Source organism: Rhodococcoides navarretei, from assembly GCF_038069675.1.
Classification (GTDB): domain Bacteria; phylum Actinomycetota; class Actinomycetes; order Mycobacteriales; family Mycobacteriaceae; genus Rhodococcoides; species Rhodococcoides navarretei.
Genome location: NZ_JBBPCN010000001.1, coordinates 2,625,529 through 2,644,019, shown reverse-complemented (window position 1 = coordinate 2,644,019; position 18,491 = coordinate 2,625,529). Strand labels below are relative to the sequence as shown.

The 18,491-nt window shown below is 65.7% G+C and carries 18 protein-coding genes; 12 read left to right on the top strand and 6 right to left on the bottom strand.

The window, feature by feature from the left end; all coding sequences use genetic code 11:
• The first annotated feature begins 108 nt into the window (after positions 1–108).
• The 6 genes from AABD04_RS12405 to AABD04_RS12380 all read left to right on the top strand — a co-directional run bounded on the left by AABD04_RS12405 (position 109) and on the right by AABD04_RS12380 (position 6,344).
• On the top strand, positions 109–1,512 hold the full coding sequence (locus tag AABD04_RS12405) for an AAA family ATPase (RefSeq protein WP_341441365.1): 1,404 nt from the start codon (positions 109–111) through the stop codon (positions 1,510–1,512).
• Positions 1,509–2,504 (top strand): DUF58 domain-containing protein, encoded by a 996-nt coding sequence (locus AABD04_RS12400; protein ID WP_341441364.1) that lies wholly within the window; start codon positions 1,509–1,511, stop codon positions 2,502–2,504. The genes AABD04_RS12405 and AABD04_RS12400 overlap by 4 nt, the downstream gene beginning before the upstream one ends.
• Positions 2,501–3,493, top strand: a complete 993-nt coding sequence (locus AABD04_RS12395) for a VWA domain-containing protein (RefSeq protein ID WP_341441363.1) — start codon at positions 2,501–2,503, stop codon at positions 3,491–3,493. The genes AABD04_RS12400 and AABD04_RS12395 overlap by 4 nt, the downstream gene beginning before the upstream one ends.
• Positions 3,494–3,559: 66 nt before the next feature.
• Positions 3,560–4,282: a 3-oxoacyl-ACP reductase FabG1 gene (gene fabG1, locus AABD04_RS12390; RefSeq protein WP_243593082.1), complete on the top strand. Its 723-nt coding sequence runs from the start codon at positions 3,560–3,562 to the stop codon at positions 4,280–4,282.
• Positions 4,283–4,342: 60 nt separating this feature from the next.
• On the top strand, positions 4,343–5,167 hold the full coding sequence (inhA, locus tag AABD04_RS12385; protein WP_032377850.1) for an NADH-dependent enoyl-ACP reductase InhA: 825 nt from the start codon (positions 4,343–4,345) through the stop codon (positions 5,165–5,167).
• Between the two features lie 100 nt (positions 5,168–5,267).
• Positions 5,268–6,344 carry a ferrochelatase gene (locus AABD04_RS12380; protein WP_341441362.1) on the top strand — a complete coding sequence of 359 codons (1,077 nt, stop codon included), beginning with the start codon at positions 5,268–5,270 and terminating at the stop codon, positions 6,342–6,344.
• A gap of 39 nt (positions 6,345–6,383) precedes the next feature.
• Here AABD04_RS12380 and AABD04_RS12375 read toward each other — a convergent pair whose 3' ends face one another.
• Complete coding sequence (locus AABD04_RS12375) at positions 6,384–7,211, bottom strand: hypothetical protein (protein ID WP_341441361.1); 828 nt, start codon at positions 7,209–7,211, stop codon at positions 6,384–6,386.
• Positions 7,212–7,287: 76 nt separating this feature from the next.
• Between AABD04_RS12375 and AABD04_RS12370 the strand changes: the two genes are divergently transcribed.
• The 3 genes from AABD04_RS12370 to AABD04_RS12360 are packed head-to-tail and all read left to right on the top strand — an operon-like array spanning position 7,288 to position 9,771.
• Positions 7,288–8,097 carry a DUF3097 domain-containing protein gene (locus AABD04_RS12370; protein ID WP_243593588.1) on the top strand — a complete coding sequence of 270 codons (810 nt, stop codon included), beginning with the start codon at positions 7,288–7,290 and terminating at the stop codon, positions 8,095–8,097.
• Between the two features lie 54 nt (positions 8,098–8,151).
• Positions 8,152–8,583 (top strand): NfeD family protein, encoded by a 432-nt coding sequence (locus tag AABD04_RS12365; protein WP_243593079.1) that lies wholly within the window; start codon positions 8,152–8,154, stop codon positions 8,581–8,583.
• 3 nt (positions 8,584–8,586) lie between these two features.
• Entirely contained in the window at positions 8,587–9,771 is a 1,185-nt protein-coding gene (locus AABD04_RS12360) for an SPFH domain-containing protein (protein ID WP_341441360.1), read from the top strand.
• Here AABD04_RS12360 and AABD04_RS12355 read toward each other — a convergent pair whose 3' ends face one another.
• Genes AABD04_RS12355 through AABD04_RS12345 form a run of 3 tightly spaced genes read right to left on the bottom strand, consistent with a single transcriptional unit; the run spans position 9,772 to position 11,625 of the window.
• Complete coding sequence (locus AABD04_RS12355; RefSeq protein WP_243593077.1) at positions 9,772–10,281, bottom strand: hypothetical protein; 510 nt, start codon at positions 10,279–10,281, stop codon at positions 9,772–9,774.
• Positions 10,278–10,877: a hypothetical protein gene (locus tag AABD04_RS12350; RefSeq protein WP_341441359.1), complete on the bottom strand. Its 600-nt coding sequence runs from the start codon at positions 10,875–10,877 to the stop codon at positions 10,278–10,280. Before AABD04_RS12350 ends, AABD04_RS12355 begins: the two co-directional genes overlap by 4 nt.
• 31 nt (positions 10,878–10,908) lie before the next feature.
• Entirely contained in the window at positions 10,909–11,625 is a 717-nt protein-coding gene (locus AABD04_RS12345; RefSeq protein WP_341441358.1) for a TVP38/TMEM64 family protein, read from the bottom strand.
• Between the two features lie 169 nt (positions 11,626–11,794).
• Between AABD04_RS12345 and mutA the strand changes: the two genes are divergently transcribed.
• The 3 genes from mutA to meaB are packed head-to-tail and all read left to right on the top strand — an operon-like array spanning position 11,795 to position 16,949.
• On the top strand, positions 11,795–13,681 hold the full coding sequence (gene mutA, locus AABD04_RS12340) for a methylmalonyl-CoA mutase small subunit (RefSeq protein ID WP_341441357.1): 1,887 nt from the start codon (positions 11,795–11,797) through the stop codon (positions 13,679–13,681).
• Positions 13,678–15,948: a methylmalonyl-CoA mutase gene (gene scpA / locus AABD04_RS12335; RefSeq protein WP_341441356.1), complete on the top strand. Its 2,271-nt coding sequence runs from the start codon at positions 13,678–13,680 to the stop codon at positions 15,946–15,948. Before mutA ends, scpA begins: the two co-directional genes overlap by 4 nt.
• 2 nt (positions 15,949–15,950) lie before the next feature.
• Entirely contained in the window at positions 15,951–16,949 is a 999-nt protein-coding gene (gene meaB, locus AABD04_RS12330) for a methylmalonyl Co-A mutase-associated GTPase MeaB (protein ID WP_341441355.1), read from the top strand.
• On the opposite strand, the gene AABD04_RS12325 is transcribed toward meaB, so the two are convergent.
• On the bottom strand, positions 16,926–18,002 hold the full coding sequence (locus tag AABD04_RS12325) for a nucleoside hydrolase (protein WP_341441354.1): 1,077 nt from the start codon (positions 18,000–18,002) through the stop codon (positions 16,926–16,928). The two genes, meaB and AABD04_RS12325, sit on opposite strands and share 24 nt — an antisense overlap.
• Positions 17,999–18,469: an OsmC family protein gene (locus AABD04_RS12320; protein WP_341441353.1), complete on the bottom strand. Its 471-nt coding sequence runs from the start codon at positions 18,467–18,469 to the stop codon at positions 17,999–18,001. The genes AABD04_RS12325 and AABD04_RS12320 overlap by 4 nt, the downstream gene beginning before the upstream one ends.
• Between the last annotated feature and the right edge of the window lie 22 nt (positions 18,470–18,491).

The following is an 18,491-nucleotide window of genomic DNA, read 5'->3' as shown; positions in this document are numbered from 1 at the left end:
CTCCACTCCGGAGCCACTGCGTCGTTCCGCAGGCTCCACTCCGGCGCGCGCGGCGGGGGCGCCTTTCGGCGCGCACGCAGATCACCTGGAATAGTTGATTGCGGCGGTATGAAACGTGCCCGACGACGATCGACTGAAAGCGGTGAATTCTTGGTGACATCACGTGACGGCCGGATTTCGAACGACGAGGGGTCGACGGCAGTCGAGTCTCCGACTCCGAATCCACCGAGTGGGGAGCCGAAGCGGGTGGACAGTCCGGCCCTCGCCGAGGACGTCCAGCTTCTCGAGAAGGCCGTGTACGAGGTCAAGCGCGTGATAGTCGGACAGGACCGTCTCGTCGAGCGCATTCTGGTGGGGTTGCTCGCACGCGGACACGTCTTGCTCGAAGGTGTGCCCGGCGTGGCCAAGACCCTTGCAGTCGAGACCTTCGCGAGGGTCGTGGGCGGCTCTTTCTCGCGAGTTCAGTTCACCCCTGATCTCGTTCCGACCGACCTCGTCGGAACCAGGATCTATCGTCAGGGCCGGGAGGAGTTCGACACCGAACTCGGACCGGTCGTGGCCAACTTCGTTCTGGCCGACGAGATAAACCGAGCGCCGGCGAAAGTCCAGTCCGCACTGCTCGAGGTCATGGCAGAACGACACGTGACCATCGGTGGCAAGACGTTCCCGATGCCCGATCCGTTTCTCGTGATGGCCACGCAGAACCCCATCGAGAACGAGGGTGTCTACCCCCTACCCGAAGCTCAGCGCGACCGATTCCTGTTCAAGATCGTCGTCGACTACCCCACGATCGAAGAAGAACGCGAGATCGTCTACCGAATGGGTATCAAGGCGCCCGAGCCCAAGCAGATCCTCGACCCGGTCGAGCTGGTTCGGCTGCAGAATCTGGCCAGCTCGGTGTTCGTGCACCACGCTCTCGTCGACTACGTGGTGCGAGTCATCTCCGCTACGCGAACGCCGGAGCAGTTCGGTATGGACGACGTGGCCAGCTGGATCGCGTACGGCGCGTCACCGCGTGCCACGCTCGGAATCATCGCGGCGTCCAGGGCGCTTGCTCTGCTCCGGGGTCGCGACTACGTGGTTCCGCAGGACGTCCTCGAAGTCATCCCCGACGTCCTCCGGCACCGTCTGGTGTTGTCCTACGACGCTCTGGCCGACGAGGTGACTCCCGAGACGGTCATCTCCCGGGTTCTTCAGACCGTCGGGTTGCCGCAGGTATCACCGCAGGCGGTCCCGGTGCCGCAGAGCAACGGAAACGGTTCGGAAGGTCCGCACGTCGATGGACGTCAGCCGCAGGGGCAGTATCCGCCCCAGGGGCAGTATCCGGCTCCCGGGCAGTTCCCCGCTGTCGGCCAGTACCCGGGCCGAGGACAGGCTCCTGCTGCTCAGCAGCCCGGACCTCAGCAGCCCGGACCTCAGCAGCATCCCCACGGTGGCCAGTACGGCCAACCGGCACCATCTCTGCAGAAGCCGTCGGGTGACGGCCCGGCGATCGGTACGCCGGGGCAGTGAGTGGATCCGACACCGCTCCCGAGGCCACACGCCGACCCGTCGTTTCTCGGCCGCCGTCGTTTCGTTCGGGTGAGCTACGCGATCCCAAATTGGCTGCGGCGTTGCGGACCCTCGAACTGACGGTACGTAGACGGCTGGACGGGGTACTGCACGGCGACCATCTCGGATTGATCCCCGGTCCCGGATCGGAACCGGGTGACGCCAGGGAATATCAACCGGGCGACGACGTCCGGCAGATGGACTGGTCGGTGACCGCGCGCACGACGCATCCGCACGTACGGCAATCCGTCGCCGATCGCGAGTTGGAGACCTGGCTCGTCGTCGACCTGTCCGCGAGCCTCGATTTCGGCACCACCGGGTGCGAGAAGCGTGACCTCGCGGTGGCGGCCTCGGCTGCCATCACGCATCTGTCCGGTGGCGGCGGAAACCGAATCGGCGCGGTGGTGGCCACCGGTTCCGACACAACCCGGATCCCGGCACGGGGCGGCCGCGTGCACACCCAGTCGATGCTCCGTGCCATCGCCACGACACCGGCTGCGGCCGACGGGGTGCGCGGGGACCTGCGCGCTGCCATCGAAGCACTGCGACGGCCCGAACGCCGCCGCGGGATGGCCGTGGTGATCAGCGATTTTCTCGGTCCGATCGACTGGGAACGCTCGCTCCGGGCAATCTCGGCGCGGCACGACGTGTTGGCCGTCGAGGTGCTCGATCAGCGTGATCTGGAGCTACCCGACGTCGGTGACGTCGTGCTGCACGATCCCGAATCCGGCCGTACCCGTGAATTCAGCACGACGCCGCGGCTGCGTGCCGACTTCGCGCGCGCTGCAGCAGCACACCGCGACGACGTGGAGAAGGCGCTACGACGGTGCGGAGCACCACGTCTGACGCTGCGCACCGACGGTGACTGGATTGCCGACGTCGTACGGTTCGTGACTGCACGCAGGCACACCATCGGGTCCGGGTTCACCAACACCGCTCGGGCGGCGCGATGAGCCTGACCGATTTCGCGTCGCCCTGGTGGCTGGGCTTTCTCCTCGTCGTCATCGCGCTGACGGTCGGCTACGTGTGGATTCAGCGGCGCAAGCAGAAGCACGTGCTGCGGTTCTCCAATATGGAGCTGCTCGAGTCCGTTGCGCCCGATCGACCGAATCGGCTGCGGCATGTGCCGACGGCACTCGTGCTGGTCGGTCTGATGTTTCTGACGGTCGCGTTGGCCGGTCCGACGGCCGACCAGCGCGTGCCGCGGAATCGGGCGACCGTCATGCTCGTGATCGACGTTTCGCTCTCGATGGAGGCCACCGACGTCGAGCCGACTCGCTTGGCGGCCGCACAGGATGCAGCGAAATCCTTCGCCGACGGTTTGACGCCCGGGATCAATCTCGGATTGGTTGCCTTTGCCGGCACCGCGTCGGTCCTGGTGTCTCCCACCGCCAATCGCGAGGCCACCAAGTCCGCCATCGACAAGTTGCAGCTCAGCGAACGAACGGCCACCGGTGAGGCGATCTTCACCTCGCTCCAGTCGATCGACACTCTCGGAGCGATACTCGGTGGCGGCGACGCGGCGCCTCCTGCGCGCATCGTGTTGCTCTCCGACGGCAAGCAGACCGTTCCCCAGAACCTCGACGACCCACGCGGTGGCTACACCGCCGCGCGTGCCGCCAAGGACAAGAACGTGCCGATCTCCACGATCTCGTTCGGCACGAGCTACGGCTCGGTGGAAATCGAAGACGAGGCAGGCGTCGAACGAGTCCCGGTACCGGTCGACGATCCGTCGCTGCGGGAGATCGCGGACCTCTCGGGCGGTAGCTTCTTCTCCGCGTCGTCCCTCGAGGACCTCAGAGGCGTCTACGACACCCTCGAAGAGCAGATCGGATTCGAGATCACCCGCGGCGACGCGTCGCGTCCCTGGTTGATCCTCGGTGTGCTGTGTATCTCTGCCGGGCTCGGTTCGGCGTTGGTGATGCGGCAACGTCTGCCGTGATCGTTGTTCTTACTCACCAGTAAGTTTTGCTTTGTCATTCCAGGACGAACAGATAGGTTGCTAGGCATGTCCACACCTGACTTCATCGCGCGATCGGTACTCGTCACCGGAGGTAACCGAGGTATCGGTCTCGCCATCGCCCAGCGGCTCGCCGCCGACGGACACAAGGTGGCCGTCACCCACCGCGGCTCCGGGGCCCCCGACGGATTGTTCGGTGTCGTCTGCGACGTCACGGATTCCGCCTCGGTCGACGCGGCCTTCAAGGAGGTCGAGGAGAAGCAGGGGCCCGTCGAGGTTCTGGTGGCGAATGCCGGAATCACCGACGACACGTTGCTCATGCGAATGACCGAGGATCAGTTCCAGCGCGTCATCGATGCCAACCTGACCGGAGCGTTCCGAGTTGCCAAGCGCGCCAACCGCGCCATGCTGCGCGCGCGCTGGGGCCGGATGATCTTCCTGAGTTCGGTCGTGGCCATGGCCGGCGGACCGGGCCAGATCAACTACGCGGCGTCCAAGGCAGGCGTCATCGGAATGGCTCGATCGATCACGAGGGAACTGGGTTCGCGGTCCATTACGGCGAACGTCGTGTCCCCGGGGTTCATCGAAACCGACATGACTGCAGAACTCTCGGACGATCTGCGCGGCAAGGCAAAGGAATACATCCCGCTTCAGCGCCTCGGTCAGCCCGAGGACGTCGCAGCAGTGGTGAGCTTCCTGGCCGGCCCGGACTCGTCGTACGTGTCCGGTGCTGTCATCCCGGTCGACGGCGGCATGGGCATGGGGCACTGAAGGCCTACTCGCACAACGATTTCGATAGACGCACACCTCCGAATTAAGGAACACAGCACTATGGGCGGATTGCTCGAAGGCAAGACCATTCTCATCACCGGCATCATCACCGATGCCTCCATCGCATTCCACGCCGCTGCCATGGCGCAGGAGCAGGGTGCCAAGGTGATCATCACCGGGTTCGATCGGCTTCGACTCATCGATCGCATCGCACAGCGTCTGCCCAAGGAGGTGCCGCCGGCGATCGAGCTCGACGCCACCAACGAGGAGCACCTGGCAGCGCTGGCCGACCGCGTACGCGAAGTGGCGCCCGAGGGCATCGACGGGGTCCTGCACTCGATCGCCTTCGCTCCCCGCACCCTGATGGGTCCGGACGCCAAGCCGTTCCTCGACGGCCCCGGCCCCGATGCTGCGAGGGCGTTCGAGATCTCCGCGTGGAGCTACGCGTCGCTGGCTCGCGCCGTTCTGCCGGTCATGAACGAGGGTGGTTCCATCGTCGGAATGGACTTCGATCCCCGCACGTCGATGCCGTACTACAACTGGATGGGTGTTGCCAAGGCTGCACTCGAATCGGTCAACCGCTACGTCGCTCGGGAAGTGGGCGCGGCCAAGCGAATTCGCTCCAATCTCGTCGCGGCAGGTCCGATCAGAACCCTTGCCGCCAAGGCAATTGCGGGTACGGCTACCGGTGACGCGGCCAAGATGGACCAGCTGAACGTGTACTGGGACGGTGCCGCTCCCATCGGTTGGGATGTCAACGACCCCACCGTGGTCGCCAAGTCCATCGTCGCCTTGCTCTCCGATTGGCTGCCCGGCACCACCGGATCCATCGTGTACGTCGATGGCGGAGCCAGCCACAACACGTACCTGCCCGAGAACATGTGACACCGCGGTGGGCGGAACCACTCGTGCGCCCACCGACATGTTTCGTTCGCCGACCGGACCCCCGCCGGGGCCGGCCGGCGGCGGGGGCACAATGGAAAACATGACCACCCCTGGAGACTTCGACGCATTGTTGGTGCTCTCGTTCGGCGGACCGGAACAGCCCGCCGACGTACGCCCGTTCCTGGAGAACGTCACTCGTGGGCGCGGAGTGCCGCCCGAGCGTCTGGACGCCGTTGTCGAGCACTACATGCACTTCGGGGGCGTCTCTCCGATCAACCGGCTCAATAGAGACATCATCGATGCACTTCGTGCTGAATTCGATTCCGCCGGAGTGGATTTGCCGATCTATTTCGGAAACCGCAACTGGCATCCGATGATCGAGGACACCGTCGCGACGATGGCGTCGGACGGCATCAGGAACGCACTGGTCTTTCCCACCTCCGCGTGGGGCGGCTACTCCGGATGCAGGCAGTACCACGAGGACATCGCCCGAGCCCGCGCCGCGGTCGGGGACGATGCACCGCATCTGCTCAAGATCCGGCAGTACTACGACCACCCGTTGATGGTCGACACGTTCAGCGACGCGGTCGCATCAGCGCGAGCCTCACTGCCGGAACAGCACCGAGCCGGTGCGCGTCTGGTGTTCACGGCCCACTCGATTCCGTCGGCCGCCGACGCCAATGCCGGCCCGCCCGCGGATGGCGGGAATCTCTACAGCCGTCAGGTGGCCGAGGCATCGAGGCTCGTCGCCGATGCGGCGGGTGTCGACGACTACGACCTGGTGTGGCAGTCCCGTTCCGGACCGCCTCAGGTTCCGTGGCTGGACCCCGACATCTGTGATCATCTCGAAGCGCTGTCGGCGAAGTCCGTCGACGCCGTGATCGTGTGTCCGATCGGATTCGTGTCCGACCATCTCGAGGTCGTATGGGATCTCGACACCGAGGCGGAGGAGAAGGCCCGCGAACTCGGAATGGCCTTCGCCCGCGCAGGCACCCCGGGATCCGACGCGCGTTTCCCGCAGATGATTCGGGAACTCGTCGACGAATACCGAGTCGGTGGCCGATGCCGCGGACTCGGCAACGTGCCCGGCTACGGTTCGACGTTGGACGGAAGTCGCTGCGCCGTCGGCTGCTGTGAGCAGCCCACTCGCCCCTCCAGGCCTGCGGCTGCCACGTAATGAGCGTGCCTGCCTGACACCCTGTTGCTCCGCAGGGTGTCAGGCAGAATGCATAGCTGCTTCGATGCTGGTCGCGACAGCGATGGTGCGCGCGGTACGCACCGCTGCCCAGAGCGGTCGAACGAGTTCTTCACGTGCTGCGGTTGCGGACGCGGTCGGTGCCTCCGTCGGAGCCGATCCCGCTGCGACCGTCAGAATGGCGGCGACCCGATCCGCGGATTCGAGTACGCGGAACGCCCTGTCGGACATTTCAGCCGGGTAGCGATGCCGTGCCGCGTCGGCGATCAATGCCGCGATACGGGTGCGCGGATCGACGTCGAGGGTTCGGGTGGGCAGCGACTGCATCTGCGCGAGAGCGTCCGCCGCGCCCCGCACGGCTTCTCGCATCTCGTACTCGGCCTCGCCCAACCCCTGATCCCGATGACCGTGTTCGGGGACGACGATCGAATACACGGTCCAGCGCAACACATCCGGTCCCTCTATGACCGGCACCAACCCGATCCCGGCGCTGCCCGATGTCCCGATCACCACCGCCTGACCGCTGTCGAGAGCAGCTCGCGAGAAGTCCGTGTTCACGGGCAGGCCGCTCACCGCACCGGGAGCAGGCAGAACCAGCTTGATCCGGTCGTCCCCGGCCGCGGGCGTCGACGCCGTTGCAGCTGCTCTGATCGCATGCAGCAAACCCGCGATTCCCTCGTCGTAGCCGGGATGTTGCAGCCCGAAAACGGTTGCCGCCTGCGCATCACCCGCACCCACGAGATGCATCGGTGCCCACTCGGACATGGCGTCGATGACGTCGTCGGGCGAGCTGGCATCGGCCAGCCAGGAACTGGCCCACAGGGCAAGACTTGCACTCGAAGAACACACGACTCACGAGCATAGGTCGGCGTGGCGAACCGTGCTCGGGACGCCGGTATCGCTAGCGTTGACCGCCGTGAACGACATGTACGGCGGAGACATTCTCAAAGGGCACAGTCGGATGCGGAAGGTCCCGGCTCCGGAAGTTCCGGCCGAACGCGGACTGGTGGTCGAGGACGCCGGAACCGGATATTGCGGTGCGGTGGTCGGCTTCGAGCGCACCTACGACGGAGACTTCGTCCGACTCGAGGACGGTGCCCGGACGACGCGGCTGTTCGCTCTGCGCGAGGCAGCATTCCTGATCGACGGGCGTCGGGTCACCCTCGTTCGGCCCAAGCCTGCCCCTGCGGTGCCGCAACAGACGCGGTCCGCCTCCGGTTCGACCAAAGTCGAGGGCCTACGTGCCCGAACGGCACGCGCCAGCCGCATCTGGGTCGAGGGTGTGCACGACGCGGCCCTGGTGGAAAGCGTGTGGGGACACGACCTTCGGGTGGAGGGCGTGGTCGTCGAGCATCTGGAGGGTCTGGACAATCTCGGGGAACGGTTGGCGGATTTCGGTCCCGGACCCGGCCGTCGCGTCGGCGTCCTGGTGGACCATCTGGTGACCGGATCCAAGGAGTCGAAGTTGACGAGGTCGCTCGGCGAGCACGTGCTCGTCACCGGTCATCCGTTCATCGACGTCTGGGAAGCGGTCAAACCTGCTGCTGTCGGTATCGATGCCTGGCCGACGATTCCGCGGGGTGAGGACTGGAAGACCGGAATCTGTCGAGAGCTGGGGTGGGGGAGTCCGCGAGAGGGGTGGCGGCGGGTGTATTCGTCGGTGTCGAGCTTCCGTGATCTCGAAGCACCACTGATCGGGGCCGTCGAACAATTGGTCGACTTCGTGACCGAGTAGGGCTGTGTCCAGCAACGCACCGGCAATTGTCCGATTCGTGCTTGGATGGAGGCTGTGGCAGCGATCATTTGGCTCATAGCGGCAGTGGTACTCGCCGGTGCGGAGGCACTGACGGGCGACTTCTTTCTTCTGATGATCGCCGGCGGCGCGCTCGGCACCGCCGGCGTCTCGGCTCTGACCGATTTCCCGGTGTGGGCCGATGCGATCGTCTTCGGCGTCCTGTCGTTGGCGTTGGTGCTCGGTTTGCGCCCGATTTTGTTACGCCGCTTCGCGACTCCGCCCGATACGCCGATGGGGATGGCCGCGCTGACCGGTAAGAATGCGGTCGTGCTGGAACAGATCACTGCCCACCAAGGCCAGATCAAGCTCGGTGGGGAGGTGTGGACCGCTCGCCCACTCGACGAGACCGAGGTCTATGCCCCGGGTACCACCGTGACCGTGATGGAAATAGACGGCGCTACCGCCGTCGTATGGAAGGGACCGTAGCCAGTGGAAGCACTTATCGCACTGGCCGTCATCGTCGCGTTCGTCGCGGTGTTGATGGCCAAGTCCATCTCGATCGTCCCGCAGGCCGAAGCTGCCGTCATCGAGCGACTCGGCCGCTACACCCGCACCGTGTCCGGACAGCTCACGTTCCTCGTGCCGTTCGTCGACCGCATCCGCGCCAAGGTCGACCTGCGTGAGCGGGTCGTGTCGTTTCCGCCGCAGCCGGTGATCACCAAGGACAACCTGACCGTGTCCATCGACACCGTCGTCTACTTTCAGGTGACCAACCCGCAATCGGCCGTGTACGAGATCAACAACTACATCGTCGGCGTCGAGCAGCTGACCACCACCACTCTTCGTAACGTCGTCGGCGGAATGACGTTGGAAGAGACCCTCACCTCGCGCGACTCGATCAACGGACAACTTCGCGTCGTGCTGGACGAGGCGACCGGACGCTGGGGCCTGCGCGTGGCCCGAGTCGAGCTCAAGAGCATCGATCCGCCGCCCTCCATCCAGGAGTCGATGGAGAAGCAGATGAAGGCCGATCGCGAGAAGCGAGCGACCATCCTCACCGCCGAAGGTCATCGTGAATCGGCGATCAAGACGGCCGAGGGCGACAAGCAGAGTCGAATTCTTGCAGCCGAGGGTGGCAAGCAGGCATCCATTCTCACCGCCGAGGGTGAGCGGCAGTCGCGCATCCTGCGGGCACAGGGTGATCGAGCTGCGAAGTACCTCGAAGCTCAGGGCCAGGCCAAGGCCATCGAGAAGGTGTTCGGTGCCATCAAGGCCGGCAAGCCGACACCGGAGTTGCTGGCGTACCAGTACATGCAGACGCTGCCGCAGATGGCGCAGGGCGATGCGAACAAGGTGTGGATGATTCCGAGCGATTTCGGCGATGCGCTCAAGGGCTTCGCCAAGACACTCGGTGCGCCCGGCGAGGACGGTGTGTTCCGGTACGAGCCCAACGAATCGGCCGGCGACGAGCCCAAGCCGGAGGACGACTCGGACGAGGTTGCCGAGTGGTTCGAGACCAAGACGGATCCGGCGGTCGCCGAGGCGGTCAAGGCTGCAGAAGCGGTGGCGCGCAAGCCGGTCGACACGTCGTTGGCGTCCGCACCCGAACTGTCGAAGGGTTTCGACGTCGGTGCCCTGTCGGCGTCACCGGAGGCAGAGCCGGAACAGCGCTGATCACGTGATCAGCGCGGTGCCCACTCCGGCTGCGGCGAGCGCCCACAGGACGCTGGCGAAGGTTCCGATGATGAATTGTTCGGAGGCATGTGATTCGCGCAGTTCGGGATAGCGCGCAAGTCCCTTGACTGCCAGTACGACGGCGATGCCTTCCGGCCAGCCGGCGAGGATCGACACTGCAACGGCCACGCGTTCGAGAACGCCGATCGTCAATCCACCACGTAGCGGCTCTACCGGATCACCTCCGGTGGAGTCGCTACGTCGTCGTGCGACTCGGAACACCGTCGGGACCGATGCCGTCCCTCCCGCGGCTGCAGCGACAACGCTGAGGACGACTCCGACGGCATGCCCGAGACCGTAGGCCGGCCCGGCCATGGTGGCCAGGATTGCGGCTGCGGCGAGCAGGCTCGACGCGACCGCGGTGGGCAGCCACCGGCGGACGCCGTCTGCGGTGGGGACGGTAGCGGCAACTGCGGACAGTGCGAGCAGGACGAGGGTGGCGACGATCATGACCGGTGGCTTCCTGTTCCGTCGGCTGCCTCGAGCAATCGGGTGCCCAGGGTGCGGCCTGCGCTCTCGACGTGCCAGCCCGCGACCGAGAGTCGTTGTGACATCGCTTGTTTGCTGATCTTCAATTGTTCGGCGGCCTCGGTCTGCGTCAGCCCGCGCTCCATCAGTGCAACTGCTTCTCGCCCCTGGTCCGATCGTCGATTGATGAGGAGGGCAACCAGGGTCGAAGCGGTCTCCGCGTCCTCTGCGGTCGCGGATTCGGGGCCGCTGACCGCGAGTGCGGCAGGGGCATTCTTGGCTCTGGTCACAGCATCTCGGGCGGCTTCGAACGCCGGTCCGCGACCTGCCCGCGTCGTTTCCGGTAGCGGGAGTTCCACGTATCCGATACCGATTCCCACGCTCCAGTGCGGGGTGGCGACCAGTTCGAGAGCTATCGAGACCACGGTGGCTGCATCCTCGCAGACGGCCTGTACTTCGTCGCCTGCGGTGCGATCGAAGGGACGAACCAGCTGGTGGGCGCGATAGTGCTCGAGCAGGTCGGGTACGCGATCGATATCGCGTCGGCTGCGGCGTTGATCCACGGTCAGCACGAACATGAGACAAGGCTAGAACATTGATTTGCCGTAGTCAAGCTTCATGACTTGATTCATCGTAGTCAAGGTTCCGACATTGTCGGCCGCTCACGGATACGGGCTCGGATCGCGCGCTACGCGACAGACGCCAATCCATCACCAAACCGCTCAGACCGACGGCGATGCAGACCGCAGACAGAACCAACAGTGCTGGATGCGTCTCGCCTCCGATTGCTCCGCCGATCACGACGATTCCGAGGGTGCCGGGCAGCATTCCGACGGCGGTGGCCAGGGCGAACGGGCCGGGACGAACCGCCGACACGCCGCAGGCGTAGTTCACCAGCGAGAACGGCACCGGGGCGATCAGGCGCAGCGAGCCGACGGCCAGCCAACCGCGTCGGCGCAGGCTGTCGTCGATCGAATCGAGGGCCGAATGCGACATCCGCGCTGCCACCGCATCCCGACCGATCGCGCGAACCAGCAGCAGGGCCAGAATCGCGCTGACCGTCGAGGCTCCGATCGTCACCGCCAGACCGGTCAGCGGCCCGAACAGCACTCCTGCACTGAGCGTGAACAAGGTTCTCGGGACTGGGGCAACGGTCACGATCGCGTGCACGCAGAAGAACACGAGCGGGAACGCCGGGCCGACGGAGGTGCCCCAATCACGAATCTGCTCGACACTCGGATGGGGCGCGAACACGGCCACCAGAGCGAACACGACGATCACCGCCAACAGCGCGATCAGTCGGAGGTCGCGCAAGTGCCGGGTCACGAGAGGTCAGCGTACCGGCGCGAGGTGACAGACTCGGTTTCACCGAGTCGGAGGGCCGAGCCGCACGACCGAACGTGAGGTGATCCTCACGATAGCCTGCAAGGAGCTGGGGTTAGCATCACTTCAAGTCGGGTGCAGGACTACCCGCCGAACCGAGGGAGCAGCACACGTGTCCATCGCGTCGCACGAAGATGCCGCACGCAGCGCTCATGCGGCCTGGCAGAAGGCAGTGGCCGGTGTTCTGGCCAAATCCCGCCGGGTCGAGGTGGCCGATCTGCCCGCCGATGCCGAGCATCTTCTCGATTCCACGACGTACGACGACATCACGGTGTCCCCGTTGTACACCGCGTTCGACGAGCGACCGGAAGGTCCGCTGCCCGGGCAGTTTCCCTACCTGCGGGGCCGCGACCCCCACCGCGACGTCAACGCAGGTTGGAAGGTGTGCACCCGCCACGGCTCGCTCGGTGATGCAGCCGATGACGCGTCGACGCTCAATACCCAGATACTCGATTCCCTCTCCAACGGCACCAGTGCCCTGTGGTTGACGGTCGGCGGCGGTGGCGTCGATCCGACTGCTCTGCCGGAGGTACTGCGTGGGGTGTTTCTCGAGCTCGCACCGCTCACGCTCGATGCGCGCGCGGATGTTCGCGCAGCGGCCACCGCGGTGTTCGGGGTGCTCGATTCGGCCGATATCGACGATCGCGCCGCGGTCGATGTCCGGCTCGGCGTGTCCACTCTCACAGCGGGGTTGGGCGCAGCCGAGTCGATCGAGTTGGCCGAGGCGCTCGAGTTGGTTCGCGAGTCGATCGGCCGCGCCGAGACGGTTCGTACGATCACGGTCGAGGGCACCGTGTTCCACAATCTCGGTGGCGGTGACGCGCAGGAGATCGGTGCGGCGATCGCCGCAGGCCTCGAGTACCTCCGGTCCATGACCGACGCCGGTATCGACATCTCGGATGCGCTGCGACAGATCGAGTTCCGGTTCGCCGCCACCGACGATCAGTTCCAGACCATCGCGAAGTTCCGGGCCGCTCGCACGCTGTGGGCGCGGATCGCGCAGGTGTGCGGGGCGCCCGACGCCGGTGATGCTCCTCAGCATGCGGTGACCTCGGAAGCGATGATGTCGCAGCGGGATCCATGGGTGAACATGCTCCGGACCACCCTGGCGTCGTTCGGTGCGGGAGTGGGCGGTGCCGACTCGGTGACCGTGCTGCCGTTCGACGCGGCACTGGGCGGCGGCGCAGCCGGCGTGTCGAAGACGTTCGCGGCCCGCATCGCCAGGAACACCCAGCTGTTGCTGCTCGAAGAAGCGCATCTCGGGCGGGTTCTGGATCCCGGTGCCGGGTCCTGGTACATCGAGGAGCTGACGTCGGCGGTCGCCGCGAAGGCCTGGGAGTTCTTCCAGACCATCGAAGCGTCGGGCGGATTCCGGGCCGCCGTCGACGACGGTTCGCTCGTGGCCGCGATCGAGAAGACCCGCGCCGAACGCGATTCCGACGTCGCGCACCGAGTGACCCCGCTCACCGGTGTCAACGAATTTCCCAACCTGGCCGAGGCTGCACTGAGCCCCGAACAAACCGCGCAGCAGGGCCCGGCAACGGTGTATCGGTACGGACGGGCATTCGAGGCGCTGCGAGACCGTTCGGATGCCTTTCTGGCCGAGCACGATTCTCGCCCCGCAGTGCTACTGGTCCCGCTGGGCAGCGTCGCCGAACACAACGTCCGAACGACGTTCGCGTCGAACCTGTTGGCGTCAGGCGGAATCGAGGCCGTCAATCCCGGCCCGCTGACGGTCGACGGTATCGCCGCAGCAGTCGAGACGTCCGGAGCTCGCATAGCCGTGGTGTGCGGCACCGACAAGCGATACGCCGACGAGGCCGCCACTGCCGTGGACGCGCTCCGGGCCGCAGGCGTCACGCAGGTTCTGCTCGCCGGCCCCGAGAAGATCTTCGCCGGCATCGAGGGAACCTCGCGTCCCGATGGATTCCTCACCGCGAAGGTCGACGCCGTCGCCGTGCTGACCGAACTTCTCGACACCCTGGGAGCCTCGAAGTGACGACCGACGAGAACCGAACCTCACACACCATCGGCAGTTTTGCCGACGTGCCCCTGGTCGATCCCGACGAGCCGACGCCGACGCCGCCGTCGGCCGAGGACGTCGCCGCCCATGTGCAGCAGGGTGCGAAGGCCAACTTCTACACCCCCGAGCAGGTGGTGTGGTCCACCCCGGAGGGCATCGACGTCAAGCCGGTGTTCACCGAGGCCGATCGCGCGGCCGCCGAGGCCGAGGGCTACCCGCTGCACAGTTACCCGGGTGCCCCGCCGTTCCTCCGCGGGCCGTACCCCACGATGTACGTCAATCAGCCGTGGACGATCCGCCAGTACGCCGGCTTCTCCACCGCAGCCGAGTCCAACGCCTTCTACCGTCGGAACCTCGCGGCCGGCCAGAAGGGTCTGTCGGTGGCGTTCGACCTGGCCACCCACCGCGGCTACGACTCCGATCACCCGCGTGTGCAGGGCGACGTCGGAATGGCCGGAGTCGCCATCGATTCCATCTACGACATGCGGCAACTGTTCGACGGCATCGACCTGGGCAGCGTCTCGGTCTCGATGACCATGAACGGTGCGGTGCTGCCGATCCTGGCGCTGTACGTCGCGGCCGCCGAGGAGCAGGGTGTCGGGCCGGAGAAACTCGCCGGCACCATTCAGAACGACATTCTCAAAGAGTTCATGGTGCGCAACACCTACATCTATCCACCGAAGCCGTCGATGCGCATCATCTCGGACATCTTCGCGTACACCAGCGAAAAGATGCCCAAGTACAACTCGATCTCCATCTCCGGGTACCACATCCAAGAGGCCGGTGCCACAGCCGATCTCGAGCTTGCCTACACCCTCGCGGACGGTGTCGAGTACATCCGGGCCGGTCTGGATGCGGGCATGGACATCGACACGTTCGCACCACGTCTGTCGTTCTTCTGGGCCATCGGAATGAACTTCTTCATGGAGGTCGCCAAGCTGCGGGCCGGGCGCCTGCTGTGGGCCGAGCTCGTCCAGCAATTCGAGCCCACGAGCGCCAAATCCCGTTCCCTGCGCACTCATTCGCAGACGTCGGGTTGGTCGTTGACGGCACAGGACGTGTTCAACAACGTCGCGCGTACCTGTGTGGAGGCGATGGCGGCCACCCAGGGCCACACCCAGTCGTTGCACACCAACGCCCTGGACGAGGCACTTGCTCTGCCGACGGACTTCTCGGCGCGGATCGCTCGAAACACTCAGCTGCTCATCGCTCAGGAATCGAACACCGTCCGACCGATCGACCCGTGGGGTGGCTCGCACTACGTCGAGTGGCTCACCCATCAGCTCGCGAATCGGGCCCGGGCACACATCGCCGAGGTCGAAGAAGCAGGCGGTATGGCTCAGGCCATCGGCGAGGGCATTCCCAAGTTGCGCATCGAGGAGGCGGCGGCCCGCACCCAGGCTCGCATCGACTCCGGCCGTCAGCCCCTGGTGGGCGTCAACAAGTACGTGCCCGACGAGCCCGACACCATCGAGGTGCTCAAGGTCGAGAACTCCAAGGTTCGGCGTGAGCAGATCGAGAAGCTCGAACGACTGCGGGCCGAGCGGGACACCGCCGAGGTCGAGGCCGCGCTTGCCAACCTGACCAGAGCTGCAGCCTCGGATCAGCCGGGGATGGAGAACAACCTACTGGCTCTGGCCATCGACGCGGCGCGCAAGATGGCCACCGTCGGCGAGATCTCCGATGCACTCGAGAAGGTCTACGGGCGCCATCAGGCCGAAATCCGGACAATCAGTGGTGTGTACCGCGACGAGGCAGGCAAATCCGAGAACATCACCCGCGCCACCGCGTTGGTCGAGCAGTTCGCCGAGGACGAGGGCCGTCGGCCCCGTGTCCTGGTGTGCAAGATGGGTCAGGACGGGCACGACCGAGGGCAGAAGGTCATCGCCACAGCGTTCGCGGACATCGGCTTCGACGTCGACGTCGGCCCGCTGTTCCAGACCCCTGAGGAGGTGGCCCGCCAGGCCGCCGACAACGACGTGCACGTCGTGGGAGTGTCGTCGCTGGCGGCAGGCCATCTGACGCTGGTGCCCGCCTTGCGGCAGGCCTTGGCCGACGTCGGGCGCGAGGACATCATGATCGTCGTCGGTGGCGTCATCCCACCCGGCGATTTCGACGAGCTCTACGCGGCGGGTGCCGCGGCGATCTTCCCTCCGGGCACCGTCATCGCCGACGCGGCGATCGGCCTGGTGGAGAAGCTGTCCGTTGCGCTCGGGCATGCACCACGCGAGGCCAACGCCTGAATATGAACTCTCCGAACAAGGGCCGCGTCATCGACATCGATGCGGTGGCCGAGTCGGTCCGAGCGAACGAACGATCCGGGCTGGCGCGTGCCATCACCCTGGTCGAGTCCACCCGCTCGGATCATCGTGATCTGGCTCAGCAGTTGCTGCTGCGGGTGTTGCCCGATGCGGGCGGCTCTCACCGGGTCGGTATCACCGGAGTGCCCGGAGTCGGCAAGTCGACGTTCATCGACGCGCTGGGGATGCGCTTGATCGAGAAGGGGCACCGAGTCGCGGTGCTTGCGGTCGATCCGTCGTCGACGCGTACCGGCGGTTCCATCCTGGGAGACAAGACCCGGATGTCGCGGCTCGCGGTGCAGGAGAACGCGTACATTCGGCCGTCTCCGACGTCGGGAACTCTGGGCGGGGTCGCACGTGCGACGAGGGAGACGATCGTGCTCCTCGAAGCGGCAGGCTTCGACGTCATTCTGGTGGAGACGGTGGGCGTCGGGCAGTCCGAGGTGACGGTCGCGAACATGGTGGACTGCTTCACGTTCCTCACGCTGGCGCGTACCGGAGATCAGTTGCAGGGCATCAAGAAGGGCGTTCTCGAGCTCGCAGATCTGGTCGCCGTCAACAAGGCCGACGGCAAGCACGCGACCGACGCGAAGAACGCAGTGCGGGAGTTGGCGGGAGCACTGCGGCTGATCTACCCGCACGACGCGATCTGGAAGCCCCCGGTGTTGACGATGAGTGCCATCGAGGGCACCGGACTCGACGAGTACTGGGACACCGTCCTTCGGCACCAGCAAGTACTCAGCGACGCAGGCGAATTCGCAGAGAAGCGTCGCAAGCAGCAGGTCGATTGGACGTGGACCATGGTCAACGACCAACTGCTGCGCAGGCTGGCGCAGAATCCCTCCGTCAAGGCCATTCGCGGCGACGTCGAAGCCCGTGTGCGCGACGGTTCCCTGACCGCCGCGCTTGCCGCTCAGGAACTACTCGACGCGTTCGATTCCTGAATCTGCTTCGGCTGCCGGAGTCGCGGGGTAGAGCCGGGCGGCGAGCGCTCCGACCCGTTCGATCAGCCGGTCGAAGAATGCCTCCGGATCGGTGTGCGTGGCGATCGCGGCGTTGTGGGCCTTGCCCCACATGCCGCGCCAGTCCGCGACGGTCGTTCCCCGCGTGAGGGTTCCGAGCAGTTCGACGTCGACGGTCGCATGACGGTAGGTGGCGATATCGGTATCCAACGCGACAGCCGCAGCGAAGGGATCGTGCATGTGTGCCAGGAATCCCTGATCGTGATCGCGATGGAATTCCATGTAGAACCGCACCGCGTCGGAGAAATGCCGCACGACGGGGTTCGACGCGATCGAACGAACACCCGGTGCGTCGTCGGTGGAGATCGACTCCACCGGAAGGCTTTCCGCTCGCGCGGCCAGTCGACCGACGTGTTCGGGGGTCATCTCGATGGTCTCGGTGATGTCGAGCGCGCAGACGATGGGATGCCGTTCCGGCGGTAGTCCGGAGAAGGCCGCGAACACTTCTGCGGCTGCCTCGGGGTCCACGGCGATGTTCCATTCGCTGGTCGGTGTCGTGTTGCCCTGGTGTTGAAAGGCTCCGCCCATCAACACCAGTCGCTTCAGCAGTCGAGGTAGCTCGGGGTCGCGGCGAATTGCCAGCGCGAGATTGGTCAGCGGACCGGTCACGAGCCCGGTGATCTCGCCCGGACGGGAACGAACCAGCTCCACCCACATCGTGGTGGCGTCGCGGTCGGAGAGCGGCCGCGACGACACCGGAAGCTCCGCGTACCCGATGCCCTGCGGCCCGTGGGTGTCCTCGGTGGTCATCAGCGGTGCGACGAGGGGTACCTGTGCGCCGAGCGAGACCTCGACATCGCCCGCGCGGCACAGGTCGAGCCAGGCGAGATTGTTCGCGGCAACCTGGTTCACCGGCACATTGCCCGCAGTGGATGCGATGCCGAGGATCTCGGCATCCTCGCTGGCCAGCAGGTACAGCAAGGCGAGAGAATCGTCGATTCCGGTGTCCACGTCGACGATCAAGGGGACGGTCACGACGCCACCTCCGTCGTCGGGGTGTGCCGCACTGGGAAGTTGACCGATCGCGCGATGAAGCACTTCGACGACGCGGACGCGTGCAGTTTCTCGGCGCGCGGCACCATCGACGGGTCCACGACGGTCACGACCGGAGCCAGGGTGACCTCGACGAACTGACCCGAACCATCGGATTGCTCGGTCATCACTCCGGTGGGGGAGTCGGTGTAGTGGGTGACGACGATGCCCGATGCAGCAGCGAGTCCGAGGTACCACAGCATGTGGCAACTCGACAGCGAGGCGACGAGCATCTCCTCGGGATTCCAGCGTTCGGGATTGCCGCGAAAGCTCGGATCGGAGCTCGCGTGGAGGTCGGGCTTCCCCGGCGCCGAGACGATGTGATCGCGGTCGTACGCCGCGGCGCCGGTGGTACCGACACCGCGGTTGCCCGTCCAGTTCAGCGTGAGTCCGTAGTTGTGGTTCGGCACGGGTCCATCGTGCCAGCACCTG